Consider the following 20491-nt stretch of genomic DNA (forward strand, 5'->3'; position numbering starts at 1 on the left):
TCGGCCGGGTCGGACGGTCCGAGGGGAGCACGACGTCGTCGTGTAGCGGTTGATCACCGAGGAGAGTCGGCTCGGGGGAGCGCGATCGATCTCGATCGCGAGCAGCGGTTGTCCACGCACATCCAATCGCAGGGGGAGACATGATGAAGGCTTGTCTGGCCGGCCTGTGGGCCGTCCTCGTGGTGCTGGTCGCGGTGCCGGTGGCGGCGCAGCCGAATCCGCCGTCGCTGTCGACGGTGCCGAAGACGATCCACCGCAGCAGCCACGGATCGGTCCGCCAGGTCGTTCCGGATCGGCCGATTCCGGTGCCGGGCAGCGGAATTCGTACCCTCGATCCCGGTGCCGCGGCGCTCGCGCATATCGCCGGCCTCGAGCAGATGTTCGGTGCCGCGGCGGATCTCGTCGTCGAGGGGGTGTCCCGCCGGGCGGGTGGCAGCACGGTCCGGCTCGTCCAGCGCATCGAGGGGGTTCCCGTGTACGGCGCCGCCGTCGCGGTGGCGCTGCGGTCCGACGGTTCGCTGCTGTCGGCAACGGGCGCCCTGACGGAGCGGATCGTCGGCGGCTATTCCTCCGGCGGCGAGCTTCCGTCGGCCCGGCGCACCGCGGTCGCCAGGGCGGCCGAGTTGTCCGCACGCGGTGCGGAGACGGTGCGGGTGCGTGCCGCGTCGGCGGCCTGGTTCGATCCGGGCCTGATCGATGATCGGCGACCCGATGCTCCCGCCGTCCCGGCATACCGCTACGACCTGGCGGCGGGTGGGCGGCTGTGGCGGATATTCGTCGCCGCGGGCCCCGGCGGCGCGGTGCTCGACGCCTGGCCCGCCGAGCCGGCCCTCGATCGCGTGGTGTGCGATGCGGATTCGCACGGCGAGGAGGGCAAGCTCGGCATCCCCTGTGGTGCGGCGGGCAGTTATCCCGTGGTCCGCGCGGAGGGCCGGCGCCGGGTCGCCGGCAACGAGGATGCGAACAAGGTCTACGACTGGATGGGCGACACCGAGAACTTCTACCGCCGCCACACCGACCTGGGCAGCCTGACCGAACTGATCGGCATCGAGGTGAAGGACGGCGGCGGGAAGGCGTTGCGCGCCACCGTCCGTGTCTGCGTCGATGCCTGCCCGTACGCGAACGCGTACTGGACCGACGAGCAGGGCTTCGTGATCGGCGGCGCGGTGCTCGGTCCGGATGTCGTCGCCCACGAGCTGACCCACGGCGTCACCGAGCGAATCAGCGGCCTGAACTATCTCAACGAGTCCGGCGCGATCAACGAGTCGATGTCCGACGTGTTCGGCGAATTCACCGAACTGACGAGCACGCGCGGCAAGCGTGCCGATCGCTGGAAGATCGGCAACGGCACCGTATCGGGCGTCATCCGGGACATGAAGTCGCCGGGATCGGCTCCCGAGCCGCAGCCGGAGGTCTACGAGGGGCCGGGCTGGGTGCCCGCGACCCACTCCGATCGGCATCCGGCGCCGGACCATGGCGGTGTACACACCAACAGCGGTGTGGGTAACAGGCTTGCCTACCTGATCACCGATGGTGGCACCGTCGGCGGCCGCAAGGTCGAAGGGATCGGCCTCGACAAGGCCGCGTCCCTGTACTGGACCGTGCAGACCCAGCTGTACCCGAGCGCCGACTACCCGGCGCTGGCGAACACTCTGATTACGGTGTGCCACAACAACATCGATGACAAGATCGCCGGGTTCACCGAGGACGACTGCGCTCGGGTGGAACACGCCGTCGAGGCCGTGCGCATCCCGTTGCTGCGCGACCGGGCCTGAGTTGTCCGGCCGGGCACTCCGGCCGGTTCTGCCCGCATCCGTCGCGGGCGCCGATTGTTAGTATGTCCCGCAACCGAGAGGATCGATCAGTGACGACTGCACCGCTCGAGGACCGCGTAACCAACCTGGAGAGCCTGATGGCAACCAAGGCGACAGTCTCCCAAGTGGCAGAACTCAGGGCTCGATCCGAACAGCGCCACCAAGCTGTGCTGGAAGAGTTCGGCTTGGTCCATGCGAAGCTGGCTCAGCACGATGTCAGGTTCGACAGTATCGATGCCCGGTTCGATGGCATCGATGCTCGCCTTGACGGTATGGATGCCCGGTTCGACGGTATCGATGCTCGCCTTGACGGTATGGATGCCCGGTTCGACGGTATCGATGCTCGCCTTGACGGTATGGATGCCCGGTTCGACGGTATCGATGCTCGTCTCGATGGTATGGATGCCCGGTTCGACGGTATCGATGCTCGCCTTGACGGTATGGATGCCCGGTTCGACGGTATTGATACCCGCCTCGATGGTATAGATGCCAGGCTCGACACACAGGGCGCCGTTCTGGAAACTCACACGGCGTTGTTGAACCGGATCCTCGACCGCCTTCCGGCCGGGGACTGACGAGCAGTCGGTGAGGTAGGCCCAGAGTGATGCCGGGGCCTACCTCATCCTGCGCGGGCCGGAACTCGACGCTATGCCGCTCGTCGCTGTTCGGAGGCCGGTGCGGGCGTGTCCTTCTCGTTCTCGGCGAATCCGGGTCGGCCGGTGCCGATGAAGGCCACCAGCCAGGACACCACCGCGGCGAAGCGATTGCGGAAGCCGACCAGGTAGAACAGGTGCACCGCCAGCCACGTCACCCAGGCGACGAAACCGGTGAACTTGACCTTGTCGTTCAGCTTGGTAACGGCGCTGAACCGGCTGATCACCGCCATCGAGCCCTTGTCCCAGTAGACGAACGGAGTGCCGGGCTGCTTCTTGCGGCGAATGATGTCGGCGACGTGGCGGCCCTCCTGCATCGCCGTCGGCGACTGTCCCGGGTAGCCGTTGAGCGAGGTCATATCGCCGATCGCGTAGATGTCGGCATGCCCGCCGACGGTGCAGTCCTGATTGATCAGCAGCCGCCCGGCGCGGTCGGTCTCGCACCCCGTGGCGGCGGCGAGCAGGTTCGCAAAACCGCCGGCCTGTACGCCCGCCGACCACACCACGGTCTCGGCCCCGATGCCGCGCTCGACGCCGTCCTTGGTCCGGACGGTCACCTTGCCCGCTTCGATATCGGTCACGAACGTGTCCAGCAGCACCTCAACACCGTTGCGGGCCAACGACTCTCGCGCATACTCCGACAGGCTGCCGCCGAACGGGGGGAGCACGGCCGGGGCGCCCTCCACCAGCGAGACCGAAATCTCCTGGTGGTAGTGCCGTTTGGCGAGTTCCTTCAGCTGACCGGCGACCTCGACGCCGGTCGGGCCCGCGCCTACCACCACGAAGCTCAGCAGCCGCTGCCGCGAATCCGGATCGGCCGTCGCCGCCTCGGTGAACACCCGCTCGATCTGCGCGCGCAGCCGCTGGGCGTCCTCGATGGTTTTGAGCGAATAGGTCTTCTCGGCGAAATCGTCTCGTCCGAAATAGGACTGGTTGGCACCGGTAGCCGCGATCAACGAGCCGTAGCGGATCTGCTCGGGTCCCTCCGGTGTCTCGTAGGTGAGCACCGCGCCCTCGGCATCGATGTCGACGACCTTGCCCAGCCGCACCTTCGCGCCCTTGTGTCGGCGCAGCACCTGCGCGATCGACGGGGCGATATCGGCGGCGGGCAGCACACCGGTCGCAACCTGATACAGCAGCGGCTGGAACAGATGCTCCGGCGTGCTGGAGATGAGTACGTAGTCGACCCCCGACTTGCTCAGCTGCTTCGCGGCGGCGAGTCCGCCGAAGCCCGACCCGACGATGACTACATCAGCGGTTTCGATCCCCGCGTCCACGTGTTGCATGACAGCCTCCTTCCATCATTACCAACCGCGATTCGGAACGAGAATGTTCCAGGGGTCAGGGCGCATAATTTAGATGACTCTTATCTGGATCGGTCATGAATGGGAGATCTCGATGGAACTGAGGCAGCTGTCGTACTTCGTGGCAGTGTGCGAGGAGCTGAGCTTCAGCCGGGCGGCTCAGCGATGCTTCATATCGCAATCGGCTATCAGTCACCAAATCGCGCGGCTCGAACATGATCTTGGTGTGCAGTTGTTCGAGCGTTCGACGAGATCGGTGGTCCCGACGGACGCAACGACTCGGCTACTTCCGCTTGCCAAGCAAATGCTGAGTCTGGAGTCGGCCATTCGCGCTGCTGTGCGGGCATCCGGCCCGCGCATTCGCCTGGCCGCCAACATGTCCTTCGCAACGCGGTCGCTCTCGGCCATCGCCGGTGCGCGGGAGGCGCATCCGGGTGCGGAGATCGAGTTCGTGATCAAGTCCTTCCGGCACCGCATCGCCGCGGTGGCCGATGGCGATTGTGATCTTGCTCTCATTCGCGGGAGCGTTGATCAGCCCGGTCTTCGGGTCGAACAACTGTGGGTGGAGGACCTCGTCATAGCCGTCGCGACGGCCCATCCGCTGGCGGGGCGGGCGGACGTGACGCTCACCGAATTGGGGAATTATCCGTTGCTGCTCCCGCCGGAACAGGAACAGGTGCTGTTGCACACCGTGGTCCGGCAGGCGTTCGCCGACCTGCCCACCCGGCCGACCTACGGTCCGCCGATCCCGCCGGACCACACCGCCACCATGGAGCTGGTCAACCGGCCGGACGCGTGGACCGTCCTCTACGCCGATACGCCGGCCGACGGAATCGCGGCGCTGAAGCTGACGGGCCGCCCACTGCGCATCCCGGTCTCGGCCGTGCTGCGCAGCGATATGCGGCCGTCGCCGATCCTCACGACGCTGCTCGCGGCACTGCACAGCGCGTGACGGCCGGACCGGGATCGCCGTTGGACCGACGATCGTGTCAAGAACGAGACTCCAGACGCTGGAACAGGTATTCGACGAGTGTGATCAGCGACCGCAGGCAGGGGCCCCGGTCGCGGGCGTCCAGGGCGGTCAGCGGGGTATCCGGCTCCAGGTCGAGGGCCTCGCGGATCTCGTGCAGCGGATAGCGTTGCGCGCCCTCGAACTCGTTGACCGCGACCGAGTACGGCACGCCGCGCTCCTCGAGGATCGCGAGCACCTCGTCGGCCTTGTCGATGCGCCGGGTGTCGACCAGCACCAGCGCGCCGAGCGCGCCGCGGGCCAGCTCCTCCCACAGCGGTAGGAACCGCCGTTGCCCGGGTGTGCCGAAAAGGTACAGCGCCAGTTGGGTATTCAGCGTGATGCGGCCGAAATCCATGGCGACGGTGGTGGTCTGCTTGCCGGGCAGGTCGGCCATGTCGTCCACGCCGATGCTGGCCTCGGTGATCGTCTCCTCGGTGCGCAGCGGCCGGATCTCCGACACGCTGCTCACGAAGGTGGTCTTGCCGACGCCGAAATTGCCTGCCACCAAGAGCTTCACCGACCGGGTGACCGTTTCGGGCACATAGTCGACGGTGCGATCGGTGAGGGCCGACGGGCGCTCAGACGGCGAGAGCGCGGAGCCCATGCAGTACCTCCTCGAGCAGGGCGAGTTCGGGAACCTGGTCGACCGGGGCCGGATTCACCAGGTGGCCGCTGTCCAACAGATCGGACGCGACGATCTTGACCACCGAGGGCGGTAGGTCGAGATAAGCGGCGATCTCGGCGATCGACAGCGCACCACGACGGCTGCACACGCTCATCACCCGGAGCGCGTCCGGGGTGCTGCCCGGGGGCGGATCCTGCGCTGTCACCACCAGGGTCACCAGATCCAGCACCCGGGTGGCACGCGAACGCCCGCCGGTGCGCACATACGCCCGGACCAGATCGGGATCGCGCCGATGCCTGCTCATGCGGTATCCATCATTCGCTCGCTGCGCGCTCGCACGGCCGCCCCTACCGCTGACGCGGCAGGCTGCCGAGTTCGCGCCCGACCCGGGCGGCGAGCTCGTTCATCCGGTGGGCGACCAGGTTGACGTCCACCTGGGTGGTGGTGGAGACGCCGATCAGCGCGCCGTCCCCGGCCGCGGTGATGAAGATCATCCCGTCGTCGTATTCGGTCATGTTCTGCCGCACCGAGTTCGCCGCGCCGCAGAACTCGCCGAGTGCCTTGCCCAGCGACCGCAGCCCGGACGCGGCGGCGGCGAACCGCTCGGCATCGTCGACCGAGATGTCGCCGACCTGAGCGATGCGCAGGCCGTCTTCCGAGAGCAGGACGGCGAACCGGACGCCGGGAACATTGAGGTCTTCGAGCATCCAAGCCAGTTTTTCGCCGTCGGTGACGGCCGTACCGGGTGTGCCCATCAAGAGGTCATCCCTTCGGTGTTTTCATGCGTGGCGGAGGTTCGGCCGGTCTTCGAGCCGTTCTGCCACGCAGCGGCGATATCGGGGCGGGGCAGCGCGGTATCGGTATCCGGTCCGCGCGAGAGCGTGGAGACCGCCACGGTCCGGCGGCGGCGCCGTGGGAGACCGCCCGGGGTGATGTCGTGGACGGTGGACATGGATTCGGCCTCGGAGTCCTGGCTGTATTCGGGATCTTCGGTCGGAGTGATATGCGCGGCCTCACCTGTCATGGGGCGGGTGGTCTCGGAGTGGACGCTCGGCCCGCCGACGGGAACCGCCTCGGGCGGCGCGGCGTGCCGGGCCGACGGGGTGTCCACGGCGGTGACGGGTTCCGGTCCGGCGGCCGCGGCCGAGATCATGGTCGAGGTGGCGACCTGCGGCGTGGCCTCGCGAGGCGAGAGCAGCGCCTCCGGGACATAGACCATCGCGCGCATGCCGCCGTAGGTGTTGGGGCCGTCGATGTAGACGGTGAACCCGTACCGGCGGGCCAGCGAGGCGATACCCGGGAAACCCACGCGCGGTGCGGGTCCGAGCTGGTGGATGTCGACGATCCGCTCGCCGGCCAGGACCTGCCGGGCCTCTTCCATCTGCTCGGCGTTCATGCGCACACCCGCGTCGTCGACGATCACCGTGACGCCGTGGTGGCCCTCCTGGAAGGTGACGTCGACGAACGAGGTGGGCGGGGAATAGCGCAGCGCGTTGTCCAGCAGCGTGGCCAGCGTGTGCACCAGCGGCTCCACGGCGCGGCTGATGACGGTGCGGTCGAGCTGGTGCGGGCGAACGCGGGTGAAGTCGCGGACACGGCCGACGGCGCCGCCGACGACATCGGTGAGCGACTGCTGCGGCCAGCGCCGGCCGGGGAGACCACCACACACGATCACATAGGACTGCGACTGGCGGATCATCTGCTGCACGCTGTGGTCGATGCGGATCAGGGTCTCGTAGACCTCGTCTCCGCGGTGCTCGCGCAGCGCGGTGCTGACCACCTGGCTGACATCGGCGCCCAGGCTGACCACCGAGGTGCCGAACGCGCGGACGGCCGCGCTGGTGGCCTCCCGCGATGCGTTCTCGGCGTCGCTGCGCGCCGTCGTTTCGGTGCGGGAGATCGCCTGCTGCGTCTCGTATTCCGTCTCGCGACGGGTGCGGTCGCGGGTCTCGGCCTGGAGCATGCGGAGATCGCCGATGTAGCGCTCACCGACACCGCGCAGCAACTGCGCGAAGCGGCCCTGGCTGCCACCGACCGGTATCTCCACCGACACGTCGGCGCGGCGCACCGAGTCGGCCACGTACGGCATCGTGTTGGCCGTGAAATGCTCGAGTTCGTCCTCGTGTTCGTGCAGTTCCCGCTCGGCCGTTTGAGCGCGGGTGCGCTGCTGCAGCGCGAAATACGCCGCATACAGCGCCGCCGCGACGGCCAAGATGAGTACTGCGGCGAGAATCCACGAAATCGTCACGGCGGTAGATTGATTCATCAGGTTCCCTTGTCGCCGGCTGCCCGGCCGCCTCGTCCTTCCTCAACTCGCCGACCACCAGACACCAGGGCCGGATGACTTTCGTGTCGGCGCCGGAGCCCGCGGGACTGCCCTACGGGACTTCGAACTTGCTTACCGGACAGGCGGTTTCGGCATCGAACACCTGCCCGGCCGGGGTCCGATCGACCCCCAGCGCCCGACGACGGCAAACATTATCAGCAATTCCGGGGAGCAGCGACCGAATCGTTATACAGGCTACGGTTCCCGTTCTCTCAGTGCGAAGGTTGCAAATGCCTTGTCAGGCGGCTGATCACGGCGAATCGGCAGCACAACCCCGAAGCGTCGGCCGGACCGGGATGCAATCGTGCATTCGCACATCCACACACCGGACGTGTCATCTATTCGCCGAGGGTGTGCGCGACAGCGAGATGCAGCCGGATCAGGCCGGGCTCGTCGTCCTCGATCGCCCAGCCGATCTCCTCGATGCTGCGCAGGAATGCCCGGCCCCGGGCCCGTTCGGGGCCGACCGCGAGGGGCCGCGCGGTGTGCCGCACCACCCGCCGGGCCTGCTCCGGCGTTGCCGCGCACTGCGTTTGGATCATGACCGGGAAACCGGCATCGAAGGTCGCTTCGCCCAGGTAGGGCTGGTGATCGATGAGCAGCCAGGGTTCGCGCTCGGCGGCCGGGATGTTGCCCAGCGGGGTGTCGCGGTTGACGATCGGCAGCGGTCCGGCCGGGACCGCCGGCGCACGGCGCCAGGCGGCGGCCCGCTCGAGCAGGGCGGCCGGGACGACCTGTGCCAGTTCGGGTTCCGGGTCGGTGAACCGGACCGTCCAGTCGGCTACGAGCGCGGCGGCCTCGGGGAGAGCTGGGAAACCGTCCGGTATGTCGACCGGTTCGCGCCGCAACCGCCGGTACGGCCGGCAGGCGCGTTCGACCCTGTCCACATTCTCCGGGCGCCCCTCGGGACTCGGAAGCCCGGCTGGGTCAGCAGCGGCGTGCCCGGCCGCGCCCATTCCAGCCGCAGTGCAAACGATGTCCGTGGGCAGATGATTTGCGTGCACCGTACGGGCGGCGCGAACGGTACGGGCGACCTAGTCTTACTCCGTGGGGAACGAGAACCTGCGGGCGTCGGACGTCGATCGTGAGAAGTACGTCGCTCAGCTGCGGAAGGCCATGGACGAGGGCCGGTTGGATGTGCACGAGTTCGACGAGCGGGTGAGTCGGGTCTACACCGCCCGGACCTACGGCGAGCTGACGCCGCTGCTGTCCGACCTTCCCGCCCAACGGATTTCGCCGTCCACCGAGCCGCGCGGCCGGATCCCGCAGTGGGTGCTGATCATGTGGACCCCGTGGGTGTTCGTCAACCTGCTGTGCGTGCTGATCTGGCTGGCCACCGGCATGGGCTACTTCTGGCCGTTCTGGGTCGAGGCCCCCTGGGGCCTGGCCCTGTGCATCCCCACCGTCATCGGCCTCTTGGTGCGCCGGTCCGAGCAAGGATGATCAGCCCTGTCCGCCGGCTCAGGGTGACCAGCCGCATCGCCCCCCGGCGGAGCCCCGGACATAAAACCCGAAACTCGCCAAACCCGAGGCTGCACAACGCAACCCCAGATTTGGCGAGTCAGGGGTAACTCTGATCGGGGACGGGCTCACCCGCCCCCTGGATTTCCGCAAGCCCGCAGCGCAACGCTCGTCGCACTCAACGGCTCGCAAAAACCCCGGAGAGGCGGTCTAGCACAACGCAACCCCAGATTTGGCGAGTCAGGGGTAACTCTGATCGGGGACGGGCTCACCCGCCACCTGATTTCCGCGAGCCCGCAGCGCAACGCTCGTCGCACTCAACGGCTCGCAGAAACCCCGGAGAGGCGGGTCAGCCCTTGTGCTTCTTGACCGCCTCGGCCAGCTGCGGGGCGACGTTGAACAGGTCGCCCACGATGCCGTAGTCGCTGATCTCGAAGATCGGCGCCTCTTCGTCCTTGTTGACGGCGACGATGGTCTTCGAGGTCTGCATGCCGGCCCGGTGCTGGATGGCGCCGGAGATGCCCAGCGCCACGTACAGCTGCGGGGACACCGTCTTGCCGGTCTGGCCGACCTGGAACTGGCCCGGGTAGTAGCCCGAGTCGACGGCGGCACGCGAGGCGCCGACCGCGGCACCCAGCGCGTCGGCCAGCGGCTCGACGACCTTGTGGAAGTTGTCCTCGCTGCCCACGCCGCGGCCGCCGGACACGACGATGGTGGCCTCGGTGAGCTCCGGCCGGTCGCCGCCGACGATGGGCTCGCGGGAGGTCACCTTGGTGACGCCCTCTTCCTGCGCCGGGACCTCGACGGTCACCTTCTCGCCGGCGGCGGCCTGCGGGGCCGCCTCGATGGCGCCCGGGCGCACCGAGATCACCGGCACGTCGCCGGTGGCCTTGTAGTCGACGGTGAACGCGCCACCGAAGATGGAACCGGTCACCGAGCCGTCGGACTTGACGTCGATGACGTCGACCAGCAGGCCGGAGCCGATGCGCGCGGCCAGGCGACCGGACACCTCCTTGCCCTCGGCGGAGGCCGCCACCAGCACGGCGGCGGGGGAGGCCGACTCGGCCAGACCGGCCAGCACGTCGACCTTCGGCGTCACCAGGAAGCCGTCGGCGTCGTCGGACTCGGCGACGTAGATCTTCTCGGCGCCGGCCGCGGCCAGGGCGTCGGCCAGCTTGTCACCGGCGCCGGCGGCGCCGAGCACGACGGCGGCCGGGCTGCCCAGCGAGCGGGCGGCGGTGAGAAGTTCGGTGGTGACCTTCTTGGGCGCACCCTCGGCGTGCTCGACGAGCACGAGTACTTCTGCCATTTGTTCTCTCTCCTATCGAGATCCTCGTCCGGCCGAGGCCGGAGCGCAGCGCGAACGGGTGCGAATCAGATGATCTTCTGGCCGACCAGGTACTGGGAGATCTGGTTGCCGCCCTCGCCCTCGTCGACGATCTTCTCGCCCGCCGTGCGCGGCGGCTTCGGGGTGACACCGGTGACCGCGGAACCCGCGTTGCCCACACCGACGGTCGACGGGTCGATGCCCAGGTCGGCCAGGGTGAAGGTCTGCACTTCCTTCTTCTTCGCGGCCATGATGCCCTTGAAGGACGGGAAGCGCGGCTCGTTGATCTTCTCGGTGACCGAGACGATGGCCGGCAGCGCGGCCTCGAGCTTGAACACGCCCTCGTCGGTCTCGCGCTCGCCGGTGATCTTCTCGCCGTCGACGGCCAGCTTGCGCAGGTGGGTCAGCTGCGGGATGCCCAGGTACTCGGCGATGATGGCCGGCACCGCACCGGAGCGGCCGTCGGTCGCCTCGTTGCCGGCGATGACCAGTTCGACACCCTCGATCTGGCCCAGCGCACCGGCCAGGACCCATGCGGTCTGCACGGCGTCGGAGCCGTGGATCGCGTCGTCCTTGACGTGGATGGCTTTGTCGGCGCCCATGGACAGCGCCTTGCGGATGGCCTCGGTCGCGCGCTCCGGCCCCATCGCCAGGACGGTGACCTCGCCGCCCTGCGCTTCCTTGATCAGCAGGGCCTCTTCGACGGCGCGCTCGTTGATCTCGTCCAGGATGGCGTCGGCGGCCTCACGGTCGAGGGTGTAGTCACCATCGGTCAACTTGCGCTCGGACCAGGTATCGGGAACCTGCTTGATCAGTACGACGATGTTCGGCATTGGTCTTCGTCGACCTCCTGTTCTGGTGGCACGTGAGGGTGGGGTCGCACGATCGGGGTGGCCGTACGTCCGTGAAATAGCTCAGTGCGGGACATTACCTTACGTTAAGTTACTCGTGGGTAACTTAGGGTGTGATGTTCTGCATCACCACTCCGGACGCCGGTGTGCTAGGAGCAACCGCTAACGTCGGGTGAATGAGTGAGGCCGTTTACTCCGGTGCGGTGGATCCGCTACCGCTCACCGGCGAGCGGACGGTGCCGGGCATCGCGGAGGAGAACTACTGGTTCCGCCGCCACGAGATCGTCTACGCGCGGCTGCTGGACCGCTGCGCCGGCAAGACCGTGCTGGAGGCCGGCTCGGGAGAAGGCTACGGCGCCAACATGATTGCCGACGTCGCCGCCCGGGTGATCGGGCTGGACTACGACGCGGGGGCGGTCGAGCACGTGCGTGCGGCCTACCCGCGGGTGGAGATGGTGCAGGGCAACCTTGCCGGGCTGCCGTTCGATGCGGCGTCGGTGGATGTCGTGGTGAACTTCCAGGTGATCGAGCATCTCTGGGATCAGGCGCAGTTCCTGCGCGAATGCTTCCGGGTGCTGCGGCCCGGGGGCGAGCTGCTGATCAGCACGCCCAACCGGATCACCTTCTCGCCCGGGCGCGACACGCCCTTGAATCCCTTCCATACTCGCGAGCTGAACGCCGCCGAACTCTCCGAGTTGTTGGTGGACGCCGGGTTCCGGGTCGAGGTGATGGCCGGGGTGCAGCACGGACCGGGACTGGTCGCGCTGGACGAGAAGTGGGGCGGATCGCTCATCGACGCGCAGATCGAGCGGGCCCTGGCCGGGGAGGCGTGGCCGGCCGAGCTGGCCGCCGACGTCGCCGCCGTGGGTACCGAAGACTTCGTGCTGTGGGGTACCGCGGCGGGCCGCGTAGGTGACACCGCGGCGGGCCGTGTGGGTGATACCGCGGCGGGCCGTGTGGGTGATACCGCGGCGGGCCGTGTGGGTGATACCGCGGCGGGCCGCGTAGGTGACACCGCGGCTGGTGGTGCATGGGATCCTGGTATCGACGCCAGCCTCGATCTCGTCGCCATCGCGGCGAAGCCCTGAGGGTATCGTGAGCACCGATCAGTCTGCCGCGAGCGATGCACCCGTCCGTCCGGATCACGCGCCCGGGGGCGGCCGTTCCGCGGATTCCGTTCCGGGGCAGTTCACTCTCGTCCTGCACTCGCACCTGCCCTGGCTGGCCCGGCACGGCAGATGGCCGGTCGGGGAGGAATGGCTCTACCAGTCCTGGGCGGCCTCCTATCTTCCCGTCGCGCGGGTACTGAGAACCCTTGCCGCCGAAGGTCGTTCGCATCTGGTGAGTCTCGGGATCACCCCGGTGCTGGCGGCCCAGCTGGACGATCCGCACTGCCTGGCCGGGATGCACCACTGGCTGGGGAACTGGCGCCTACGCGCCGACGAGGCGGCGATGGCGGGCAATGTCGCGCTGGGGGCCCACGAACACCGCCTCGCCACCGCGGAACTCGCGGAGTTCGAATCACGCTGGCGGCACGGGGGTTCGCCGGTGTGGCGGGAGCTGATCGACGCCGAGGCGATCGAGCTGCTGGGCGGGCCGCTGGCGCATCCGTTCCAGCCACTGCTCGATCCGCGGCTGCGGGCGTTCCAGCTCGCCGAGGGTCTGGCCGACGCGCGGCAGCGGTGGGGCGGCACGCCCTCCGGTATCTGGGCGCCCGAATGCGGTTTCACCCCCGGCATGGAAAGTGGTTATGCCGCAGCGGGAGTCACGCATTTCATGGTCGACGGGCCGGCGCTGCGGGGGGACACCACGCTGGGGCGGCCGGTGTGGGATTCGGATGTGCTCGCGTTCGGGCGGGATCTTCAGGTCAGCTATCGGGTGTGGTCGCCGAAGTCCGGGTACCCGGGGCACGGCGCCTACCGCGACTTCCACCATTACGACCACGACACCGGGCTCAAGCCGTCCCGGGTCACCGGTAAGCAGGTCGACGGGCCGGACAAGGCGCCCTACGACCCCGAACTGGCCGCCGCGGCGGTGCGGCGCGACGTCGACGATTTCGTGCGGACGGTACGGGAACGGCTGCTGTCGGAGTCCGAGCGGATCGGCCGGCCCGCGCTGGTGGTGGCCGCCTTCGACACCGAACTGTTCGGGCACTGGTGGCACGAGGGACCGCAGTGGCTCGAACAGGTGCTGCGCGCGCTACCCGAGGCTGGGGTCACGGTCGGCACGCTGGCCGACGCCCGCGCGAACGGGTACGTGGGCGAGCCGGTGGAGCTGGCGGACTCCTCGTGGGGTTCGGGCAAGGACTGGCGGGTGTGGGCCGGCGACGCGGTGCGGGACCTGGTGGAGCTGAACGCCGATGTCGTGCGGCTGGCGCTGGAAACGCTGGACAAGATGCGCGCGCACGGCGACGGCCTGCGCGATCCGGTGGCCGATCAGGTGCTGCGCGAGGCCGTGCTCACCGTGTCCAGTGACTGGGCGTTCATGGTCAGCAAGGATTCCGCCGCCGGTTACGCGCGCGACCGCGCCCACCAGCACGCGCACGCCGTCCGGGAGATTTCCGGGGCGATTGCCGCCGGACAACTCGCCAAAGCCAGGGAATTGGCGGCAGTATGGTACGCGGCCGACGGGATGTTTCCGGCACTGGATACGCGCCGGCTCGCCGCGGCCGACTCCGGCGGGAGCGGCCTACGCAACGACGGAGGGCCTCGCGGGCGACGCGGGGATACAGAAGGACCCGCATGAAGATTCTGATGGTGTCGTGGGAGTACCCACCGGTGGTGGTCGGCGGGCTGGGCCGGCACGTCCACCACCTGGCCACCGAGCTGGCCGCCGCCGGGCACGAGGTAGTGGTGCTGGCGCGCCGCCCGATGGGTACCGATGCCACGACCCATCCGACCGCCACCTTCATCGAGGATCGGGTGCTGGTCGTCGCGGTCGCCGAGGATCCGCCGGCCTTCGACTTCGGCGAGGACATGCTCGCCTGGACCCTGGCGATGGGGCATGCGATGGTGCGCGCCGGGATCGCGCTGAGCAAGCCGGGCATCGCCGAGGGCTGGACCCCGGAGGTGGTGCACGCGCACGACTGGCTGGTCGCGCATCCGGCCATCGCGCTGGCCGAGCACTACGACGTGCCGCTGGTGTCGACGATCCATGCCACCGAGGCGGGCCGGCACAGCGGCTGGGTGTCCGGCCGGGTGAACCGGCAGGTGCATTCGGTGGAGTGGTGGCTGGCCCGCGACTCCGACGCGCTGATCACCTGCTCGACCTCGATGCAGGAGGAGGTGGAGCGGCTCTACGGTCCCGAGCTGATGCCCGTGACGGTGATCCGCAACGGAATAGACGTGGGCGCGTGGACCTTTCGCGAGCGCGCGCCGCGGTCCGGGCCGCCGCGGCTGCTGTATGTCGGGCGGCTGGAATACGAGAAGGGCGTGCAGGACGCGATCGCCGCGCTGCCGCGCATCCGCCGGGCGTATCCGGGCACCACGCTGACCGTCGCCGGGGTCGGCACGCAGTTCGACTGGTTGCAGGAGCGGGCCCGGGCACACCGGGTGGTGCGGGCGGTGAATTTCATCGGGCGCCTGGACCACGCGGACCTGCTGGGCTGGCTGCACGGCGCCGACGCGATCGTGCTGCCCAGCCGCTACGAGCCGTTCGGGATCGTGGCACTCGAGGCCGCCGCCGCCGGAACGCCGCTGGTGACCTCCACCGCGGGCGGTCTCGGCGAGCTGGTCATCGACGGCATCACCGGCGCCTCCTTCGCACCGTCCGATGTGAACGGGCTGGTCGAGGCGGTCTGCGCGGTGCTCGACGATCCGGCCACCGCCCAGTCGCGCGCCTACGCCGCCCACGCACTCCTGAACGCCGACTTCGCCTGGGATGTGGTCGCCGCCGAGACCATCCAGGTCTACCAGACCGCCAAGCGCCGCGTCCGCAACCCGCTGAGCCGCCCGGTGGTGGTGGAACGCCCACTGCCGGAACGGGATCCGAACAACCCGTACTGAATGTCCCTGCCTCGTCCGCAGGACCGCCTCGGCATCGATCATTCCGGGATCTTGTGCGCGGCGCGCCGACCGGTGTTGTATTCGACGTGAGTCAGCGGTCTTTCGATAGGAAGCGTCCCGATCATGTCCGCTCCCGGCATCCCTCAGCGCAGCCTGACGATCAGCGAGGTCGCGACGGCCATGAATGTGGTCACCTCGACCCTGCGGTTCTACGAGCGGGAAGGGCTGATCCGGCCGCTGGCCCGCCGCGGCGGGAGGCGAGTCTACGCCCCGACATCCTCTCCCGGCCGGCGCTGATCGACATGGCGAAGCGGGCGGGATTCACCATCACCGAGATGGTCCGCGTCTTCGACGCCGGCACCGGGACACCTCGCCCGGAGTGGCGGGAACTGGCCGGACCGAAGCTGGCCGAACTCGACGCCGGGCACGAGACCACGGTGAACCTCATCGCCAACGGAACGCTCGCCCTGCTTCGGCACCCCGCATACCTCACCGAGCTGAGACGGCGTCCGGAGCTGGCTCCCGCGGTGGTCGAGGAGATCCTGCCTTACGACCCGCCGTGCAACTGACCGCCCGGGTGCTCCAGGCGGACACCGAACTGTATAGTCACCCCTCCCGCAGGGCGCCATGGTCAACCTGATGCTGGCCGCCGCCCAGCGCGATCCGTCGGCGTTCACCGAACCGGACCTGTTCGACCCCGGTCGCGAGGCGAACTCCCATAGTTCCTGGTCGGCATCGTTTCATTCAGGCACCACCCTGATCGAGGGCCGAGGATGCGAGTGTCAGGGGCAGAGGTTCCGGTATGGCGGTTCGGGCGGCGCGTAGTTGTTCCACTGTTCGCGAGTGAACCAGGCTGGGGTCGAAGCGCACAGTGAGACGGCGGGATCGGTCGTGAAACCAAGGTCCCACAGCCGTACTTCGGCATTATCGGTTGCCTCAACCAGTATTCTGCCGTCGGGACTGAATACCATGGACTGCACTGAACCGCCGGGGCCGTTGAGCGGTTCGCCGAGTGGCCGGTTGTTCTCCACGTCCCACAGCCGCACGGTGCCGTGTCGATCGCCGGTGGCGATGGTTTTATTGTCGGGGCTGAATATCATGGACTGCACGGGCTCGCCGTGGCTGATGGTCGATTTATCGCCCACCGCGTCGTCGGATATACTCCACAATTGGACTGTGCCGGTGTTGAGGCTACTGATGGCAAGGGTTTTACTGTCGGGACTGAATGCCACAAAAGATGTCGGCGGGTTTCTTCCTTCGAGGGGTTTGCCGAGTGGCCGGTGGTTTTTCATATCCCACAGCCGTGTCGACTGACCGCCACCGGCGGCAAGGTTTTTGCCGTTCGGACTGAATGCCACCGCACGCAGGGGAGTATAGTTTTTGTGGCCGGTCATCGGTTCGTCGAGAAATTGGTAATCCTCTACACGCCATAACCGGACTGTGCCATCTTGAGCGCCTGTGGCAAGAGTCTTCCCGTCAGGGCTGAACACGATCGAAATCAACGCAGCGCTGCTGCTGCCGCTGAGCCGGTTACCGAGAGGTCGGTGGTCTTCGACATTCCACAATTGGACCGTACTATCGTTGAAGCCGCCGGTAGCGAGGGTTTTTCCGTCAGGACTGAACGCGACCGAAGCCACTTCCAATGTATGGCCGAGGAGTGGTTGGCCAAGCAATTTATTGCGTTCCACGTCCCAGAACCGGACCGTGCCGTCGGATCCACCGGTGGCTAGAGTCTTTCCGTCGGGGCTCAACGCCAGAGCGCTGACCCCGGTCTTCTCGTTGTGGCCGGTGAGTTGTTCGTCCAGTGGTCTGCGGATGGCTACATTCCACAATCTGACCGTGTTGTCGGCGCCGCCGGTGGCGAGAGTTTTTCCGTCCGTACTGAACGTTATCGAATTCACCATTCCGTCGTGGCCGGTGAGTGGTTCGCCGAGTGCTCGGTTATGTTCCACGTCCCATAATCTTATCGTGCCGTCGGCGCCGCCGGTGGTGAGAGTTTTCCCGTCGGGGCTGAATGCCACCGACAACACCTGTTTGTTGTGTCCGGTCAATGGTTCGCCGAGCGGTTCGCGTCTGATCGCGTCCCACAATCGGATGGTGCCGTCGTCGCCGCCTATGGCGAGAGTTTTCCCGTCAGGGCTGAACGCCATCGACTGCACGGGTCCCTTGTTGTTGGCAAGTCGTTCGCCGAGTGGCTCGTTGAGTCCCATGTCCCACAGTTGGACTGTACCGTCAAAGCCTCCGCTAACGACCGTTTTCCCATCGGGGGAGAATGTAACCTTGGCCCCGTCGTCGCCGAGGTGAATGACAGAAAGCCCGGGCAGGGGCTGCTTGCGTTCTATATCCCACCGCTGGATCTTGCCTTTCCAACTGCTAGCGGCGAGACTTTTTCCGTCGGAACCGAATGCCACCGACTGCACTCCCCAGTCCAATCTGATGGCTGGTTCGTCGAAGGGCTGCTTGCGCTCTACGTCCCACAGCTGGACTGTACGGTCCTCGCTGTCGCCGCCGATGGCGAGAGTCCGGCCGTCGGGGCTGAATTCCAACGCCGACAGCAGCTTTTTGCCGGCGGGCAGTTCGCCGACGGGCTGGTTGCGCGCTATGTCCCACAGTCGGACGACGCCGTCACTGCCACCGGTGGCCAGGACATTGCGGTCTGGGCTCATCGCCATCGTGGTCAGTTGACCGGTAGGGATAGGGGTGAAGCGTGTCATCGCTGGGTTGCGGATGGCTGCGAGCACAGCGTTGCGGGCTTCGGGCGTGGGGTCGATACGCCATGCCGCCAGGGCCGAAACCCGGGAGCCCAACGGGTCCGAGGAGGCGAGGCGCTCGCTCTTGCCGACCAACTCGCGCGCCACGGCCCTGTCGCGTTGCTCATCCGATTTTCGGCTGGCGTGGAAAGCGACGAGTGTTGCTGCGGCCAGGGCGACGACCAGGAACATCAACACTCCGGTCGCGGCTCGGCGCTGCCGGACGCGAAGGTGTCGCGCTCGAATACCGGCGGCGAGGAACCGCGTCTCGGTGGCACCGAGCGGTGGATAGCGCGCCGGGTCGGCGGCGACCTGGTCGGCAGCCGTGACGGCAGTGTTGAGAACGTTGCCGGAGTACAGGTGTGCGGAGTCGCGGGAGTTGCGGTCCCATTCGGCCGCCGCGGCGCGCAGGCGGGCGCAGACGGCGCGGTTCTCGCGGGTCTCGGCCAGCCAGGTATCGCGTAGTAGCGGCCAGGTGGTCAGCAGCACCTCGTGGCTGATCTCGACGGTGTGCTTGCCCATGGTCAGCAGACGTTCGGCGGTGAATGCGGCCAGCACCGCGTCGATGTCGGCCGGGTTCACGCCGTCCCAGGCCAGGTCGTCGCGGTGGACACGGTCGGCGGTGTCGGCGCCGTCGCTGCCGTTGACGACCAGCCGGGTGAAGATCCGGCGTGCGGCCTGCCGCTGGGGCCGGGTGAGCGAATCGTAGGCCCGCTGGGCGCTGTCGGCGACCGCGCCCTCGAGGCCGCCGCTGCGTTCGTAGTCGGCGACGGTGACCGTGTCGCCGGACCGCAGCCGCCAGGTCCGGTCCAGCGCATACGACAGCAGCGGGAGCACCCCGGCCGCCGACATCGTTGCCGCCACGGGTTCCGAATCGACTGCGCGAACCCGGGTTTCGCGGAGCAACTGTTCGGTGAGGTCGTCGTCGACGCGGGAGCCGGCTTGTTTGGCCGGTTCGGCGATCGCCAGCCGCAACTGCCGCTCGGTCATCGCCGTCACCAGAAAGTGGTGCTGGATCGCGTCGATCAGCTGTTCGTAGTCTCCGCAGCGGGCCTCGAAATCGTTGCGCATCACCAGAACCACCAGCACGGTGGTATCGGCGTGCCGGATCGTGGCGGCCGCATCCAACGCCGTGACGAACGCTTGCCGCTGTATCTCGTCGGAGCATTGGGTGAACACCTGCTCGAACTGGTCGACCACCAGCAGCAGCCCGCCCGGTTCACCGGACTCGGCCGACTGCCGGGCGGCCTGGGCGGCGGTCACCGCGAATCCGGCCGGGTCGTCGCGTAATTCGCGCCGGATCGTCGCCGCGTCCAGTCCCGCCACCTGGGCGGTGACCACCGCCAGTTCGTCGAGCGGAGAATGCCCGGCGGTCAGCAGCAGGCACGCCCACCGATGCGCCTGTGCCGCCCCGTCCAAACCCACTCCGCGCAGGCGGGGTATCACCCCGGCGCGCAGCAGCGACGATTTACCCGCGCCCGACACCCCTGACACGACCAGGACCCCGGGCTGGTGCAGACGCTGTGAAAGTCGTTGTAGTACTTCGTCGATCGCCTTGTCGCGGCCGAAGAAGAACGGCGCGTCACGTTCGGAGAACCAGCCCAACCCCCGATACGGCGACTCGACCTCGCCCGTGACGCCGATCAACGGCGCCGGCGCCACTCCGTCGGTCCACGTCCCTCGGTAGCTGTAGATCACCTGTGTGTTGTGGTCACCGACCTGCACGCCCTGCGCCGCGCGTGCGTCCACGTGCCGATCCCGGTCGGAACCGGTGCCGGACTCGTCTTCGGCGCCGGTTACCTCGGTATCGCGATCATTGCCGGTCATCCGAAGGTGTTGTGCTGGGTGCCGTGATCTCCGATCTGTACACCCTGCGCGTGGCGCAGATCGATCCTGGCGCGGGCGGCCTCGACGCGATCCGACGGCAACTCCGACAGCAAAGTCTCTGCGGCCGAGCGCAGTTCACTGTCGCCGACCGAACGGTGGTGTCGCAGCGCGTCCTCGAGCTCAGCCACGTTTCCGCCCGGCGCTGCCTCGTTCGCCTCGATCACTTCGACGGCACCGGAATCGTCGCCGCCCCCGGTGAGCCGATCCCGCAGGGCCGTATAAGCGTCACGGACGGCCGCGGTCGCGGCATCCTGGCCCCCGGCCGCGGCGCCCACGATCAGCGCTGTCGTGATAACGGTCAACGGATCCACACGTGCTCCTCCCAGACACTGTGCTGGCAAAGTAACACGATCAAGCAGTCGCGAGCACCCGGACGACTCGAATTTCTTTGTCGAACAACGCAAGTAGGACCTGCCAAGGGATCGCTTCGCTGGGCAATTCGGAGGTCACCGACGACGGGCTATGCCCGCCTCCACC

General features: G+C 67.8%; 19 protein-coding genes. 8 read left to right on the forward strand and 11 right to left on the reverse strand.

The genetic code is table 11. The features are described from left to right. Positions 1–140: 140 nt before the first annotated feature. The gene (locus D892_RS0100965) at positions 141–1775 is read left to right on the forward strand and encodes a M4 family metallopeptidase (RefSeq protein WP_024799465.1); all 1635 of its coding nucleotides are present in this window, start codon (positions 141–143) and stop codon (positions 1773–1775) included. An 86-nt stretch (positions 1776–1861) separates the two neighbouring features. Here D892_RS0100965 and D892_RS0100970 read toward each other — a convergent pair whose 3' ends face one another. Together D892_RS0100970 and D892_RS0100975 are read right to left on the reverse strand one after the other, a co-directional pair. Next, positions 1862–2341 (reverse strand): hypothetical protein, encoded by a 480-nt coding sequence (locus D892_RS0100970; RefSeq protein WP_024799466.1) that lies wholly within the window; start codon positions 2339–2341, stop codon positions 1862–1864. Between the two features lie 119 nt (positions 2342–2460). After that, on the reverse strand, positions 2461–3753 hold the full coding sequence (locus tag D892_RS0100975) for an NAD(P)/FAD-dependent oxidoreductase (protein WP_024799467.1): 1293 nt from the start codon (positions 3751–3753) through the stop codon (positions 2461–2463). Between the two features lie 112 nt (positions 3754–3865). On the opposite strand from D892_RS0100975, the gene D892_RS0100980 reads away from it, so the two are divergent. After that, positions 3866–4723: a LysR family transcriptional regulator gene (locus D892_RS0100980; RefSeq protein WP_024799468.1), complete on the forward strand. Its 858-nt coding sequence runs from the start codon at positions 3866–3868 to the stop codon at positions 4721–4723. Positions 4724–4760: 37 nt separating this feature from the next. Here D892_RS0100980 and D892_RS0100985 read toward each other — a convergent pair whose 3' ends face one another. From D892_RS0100985 to D892_RS40025, 5 genes are all read right to left on the reverse strand, one after another. Continuing rightward, the gene (locus D892_RS0100985) at positions 4761–5387 is read right to left on the reverse strand and encodes an ATP/GTP-binding protein (RefSeq protein WP_024799469.1); all 627 of its coding nucleotides are present in this window, start codon (positions 5385–5387) and stop codon (positions 4761–4763) included. Beyond that, the gene (locus D892_RS0100990) at positions 5362–5712 is read right to left on the reverse strand and encodes a DUF742 domain-containing protein (RefSeq protein WP_024799470.1); all 351 of its coding nucleotides are present in this window, start codon (positions 5710–5712) and stop codon (positions 5362–5364) included. Before D892_RS0100990 ends, D892_RS0100985 begins: the two co-directional genes overlap by 26 nt. A 43-nt stretch (positions 5713–5755) precedes the next feature. Beyond that, entirely contained in the window at positions 5756–6163 is a 408-nt protein-coding gene (locus D892_RS0100995; protein ID WP_024799471.1) for a roadblock/LC7 domain-containing protein, read from the reverse strand. Further along, entirely contained in the window at positions 6163–7656 is a 1494-nt protein-coding gene (locus D892_RS0101000) for a sensor histidine kinase (protein ID WP_232235940.1), read from the reverse strand. The genes D892_RS0100995 and D892_RS0101000 overlap by 1 nt, the downstream gene beginning before the upstream one ends. 416 nt (positions 7657–8072) lie before the next feature. After that, positions 8073–8621, reverse strand: coding sequence for an aminoglycoside phosphotransferase family protein (locus tag D892_RS40025; protein ID WP_051498937.1), 549 nt, complete (start codon positions 8619–8621; stop codon positions 8073–8075). Positions 8622–8781: 160 nt separating this feature from the next. On the opposite strand from D892_RS40025, the gene D892_RS40030 reads away from it, so the two are divergent. Beyond that, positions 8782–9177 (forward strand): DUF1707 domain-containing protein, encoded by a 396-nt coding sequence (locus tag D892_RS40030; RefSeq protein WP_024799473.1) that lies wholly within the window; start codon positions 8782–8784, stop codon positions 9175–9177. 367 nt (positions 9178–9544) lie between these two features. Here D892_RS40030 and D892_RS0101015 read toward each other — a convergent pair whose 3' ends face one another. After that, complete coding sequence (locus tag D892_RS0101015) at positions 9545–10504, reverse strand: electron transfer flavoprotein subunit alpha/FixB family protein (RefSeq protein WP_024799474.1); 960 nt, start codon at positions 10502–10504, stop codon at positions 9545–9547. Positions 10505–10569: 65 nt separating this feature from the next. Beyond that, positions 10570–11355 carry an electron transfer flavoprotein subunit beta/FixA family protein gene (locus D892_RS0101020; RefSeq protein WP_024799475.1) on the reverse strand — a complete coding sequence of 262 codons (786 nt, stop codon included), beginning with the start codon at positions 11353–11355 and terminating at the stop codon, positions 10570–10572. A 194-nt stretch (positions 11356–11549) separates the two neighbouring features. Between D892_RS0101020 and D892_RS40035 the strand changes: the two genes are divergently transcribed. The 5 genes from D892_RS40035 to D892_RS43345 all read left to right on the forward strand — a co-directional run bounded on the left by D892_RS40035 (position 11550) and on the right by D892_RS43345 (position 15946). Then, the gene (locus D892_RS40035; protein WP_024799476.1) at positions 11550–12461 is read left to right on the forward strand and encodes a methyltransferase domain-containing protein; all 912 of its coding nucleotides are present in this window, start codon (positions 11550–11552) and stop codon (positions 12459–12461) included. Between the two features lie 112 nt (positions 12462–12573). Next, complete coding sequence (locus D892_RS0101030; RefSeq protein WP_232235948.1) at positions 12574–14118, forward strand: glycoside hydrolase family 57 protein; 1545 nt, start codon at positions 12574–12576, stop codon at positions 14116–14118. Next, entirely contained in the window at positions 14115–15377 is a 1263-nt protein-coding gene (locus D892_RS0101035; protein ID WP_024799478.1) for a glycosyltransferase family 4 protein, read from the forward strand. The genes D892_RS0101030 and D892_RS0101035 overlap by 4 nt, the downstream gene beginning before the upstream one ends. Before the next feature lie 123 nt (positions 15378–15500). Next, entirely contained in the window at positions 15501–15674 is a 174-nt protein-coding gene (locus D892_RS44745) for a MerR family DNA-binding transcriptional regulator (protein ID WP_084160869.1), read from the forward strand. Positions 15675–15679: 5 nt separating this feature from the next. Next, positions 15680–15946 carry a hypothetical protein gene (locus tag D892_RS43345; protein WP_024799479.1) on the forward strand — a complete coding sequence of 89 codons (267 nt, stop codon included), beginning with the start codon at positions 15680–15682 and terminating at the stop codon, positions 15944–15946. A gap of 213 nt (positions 15947–16159) precedes the next feature. Here the strand turns inward: D892_RS43345 and D892_RS0101060 are convergent, their stop codons facing one another. Then, on the reverse strand, positions 16160–19954 hold the full coding sequence (locus D892_RS0101060; RefSeq protein ID WP_024799481.1) for a hypothetical protein: 3795 nt from the start codon (positions 19952–19954) through the stop codon (positions 16160–16162). Next, positions 19951–20325, reverse strand: a complete 375-nt coding sequence (locus tag D892_RS0101065; RefSeq protein ID WP_024799482.1) for a hypothetical protein — start codon at positions 20323–20325, stop codon at positions 19951–19953. The genes D892_RS0101060 and D892_RS0101065 overlap by 4 nt, the downstream gene beginning before the upstream one ends. Positions 20326–20491 lie beyond the last annotated feature (166 nt).

The sequence above is a fragment of the Nocardia sp. BMG51109 genome (assembly GCF_000526215.1).
In the GTDB taxonomy this organism is placed as follows: domain Bacteria; phylum Actinomycetota; class Actinomycetes; order Mycobacteriales; family Mycobacteriaceae; genus Nocardia.

Coding starts and splice junctions, on each gene's coding strand:
- D892_RS0100965 (WP_024799465.1), top strand. CDS start 141: ATGATGAAGGCTTGTCTGGCCGGCCTGTGGGCCGTCCTCGTGGTGCTG.
- D892_RS0100975 (WP_024799467.1), bottom strand. CDS start 3,753: ATGCAACACGTGGACGCGGGGATCGAAACCGCTGATGTAGTCATCGTC.
- D892_RS0100980 (WP_024799468.1), top strand. CDS start 3,866: ATGGAACTGAGGCAGCTGTCGTACTTCGTGGCAGTGTGCGAGGAGCTG.
- D892_RS0100985 (WP_024799469.1), bottom strand. CDS start 5,387: ATGGGCTCCGCGCTCTCGCCGTCTGAGCGCCCGTCGGCCCTCACCGAT.
- D892_RS0100990 (WP_024799470.1), bottom strand. CDS start 5,712: ATGAGCAGGCATCGGCGCGATCCCGATCTGGTCCGGGCGTATGTGCGC.
- D892_RS0100995 (WP_024799471.1), bottom strand. CDS start 6,163: ATGGGCACACCCGGTACGGCCGTCACCGACGGCGAAAAACTGGCTTGG.
- D892_RS0101015 (WP_024799474.1), bottom strand. CDS start 10,504: ATGGCAGAAGTACTCGTGCTCGTCGAGCACGCCGAGGGTGCGCCCAAG.
- D892_RS0101020 (WP_024799475.1), bottom strand. CDS start 11,355: ATGCCGAACATCGTCGTACTGATCAAGCAGGTTCCCGATACCTGGTCC.
- D892_RS40035 (WP_024799476.1), top strand. CDS start 11,550: ATGAGTGAGGCCGTTTACTCCGGTGCGGTGGATCCGCTACCGCTCACC.
- D892_RS0101035 (WP_024799478.1), top strand. CDS start 14,115: ATGAAGATTCTGATGGTGTCGTGGGAGTACCCACCGGTGGTGGTCGGC.
- D892_RS44745 (WP_084160869.1), top strand. CDS start 15,501: ATGTCCGCTCCCGGCATCCCTCAGCGCAGCCTGACGATCAGCGAGGTC.
- D892_RS43345 (WP_024799479.1), top strand. CDS start 15,680: ATGGCGAAGCGGGCGGGATTCACCATCACCGAGATGGTCCGCGTCTTC.
- D892_RS0101060 (WP_024799481.1), bottom strand. CDS start 19,954: ATGACCGGCAATGATCGCGATACCGAGGTAACCGGCGCCGAAGACGAG.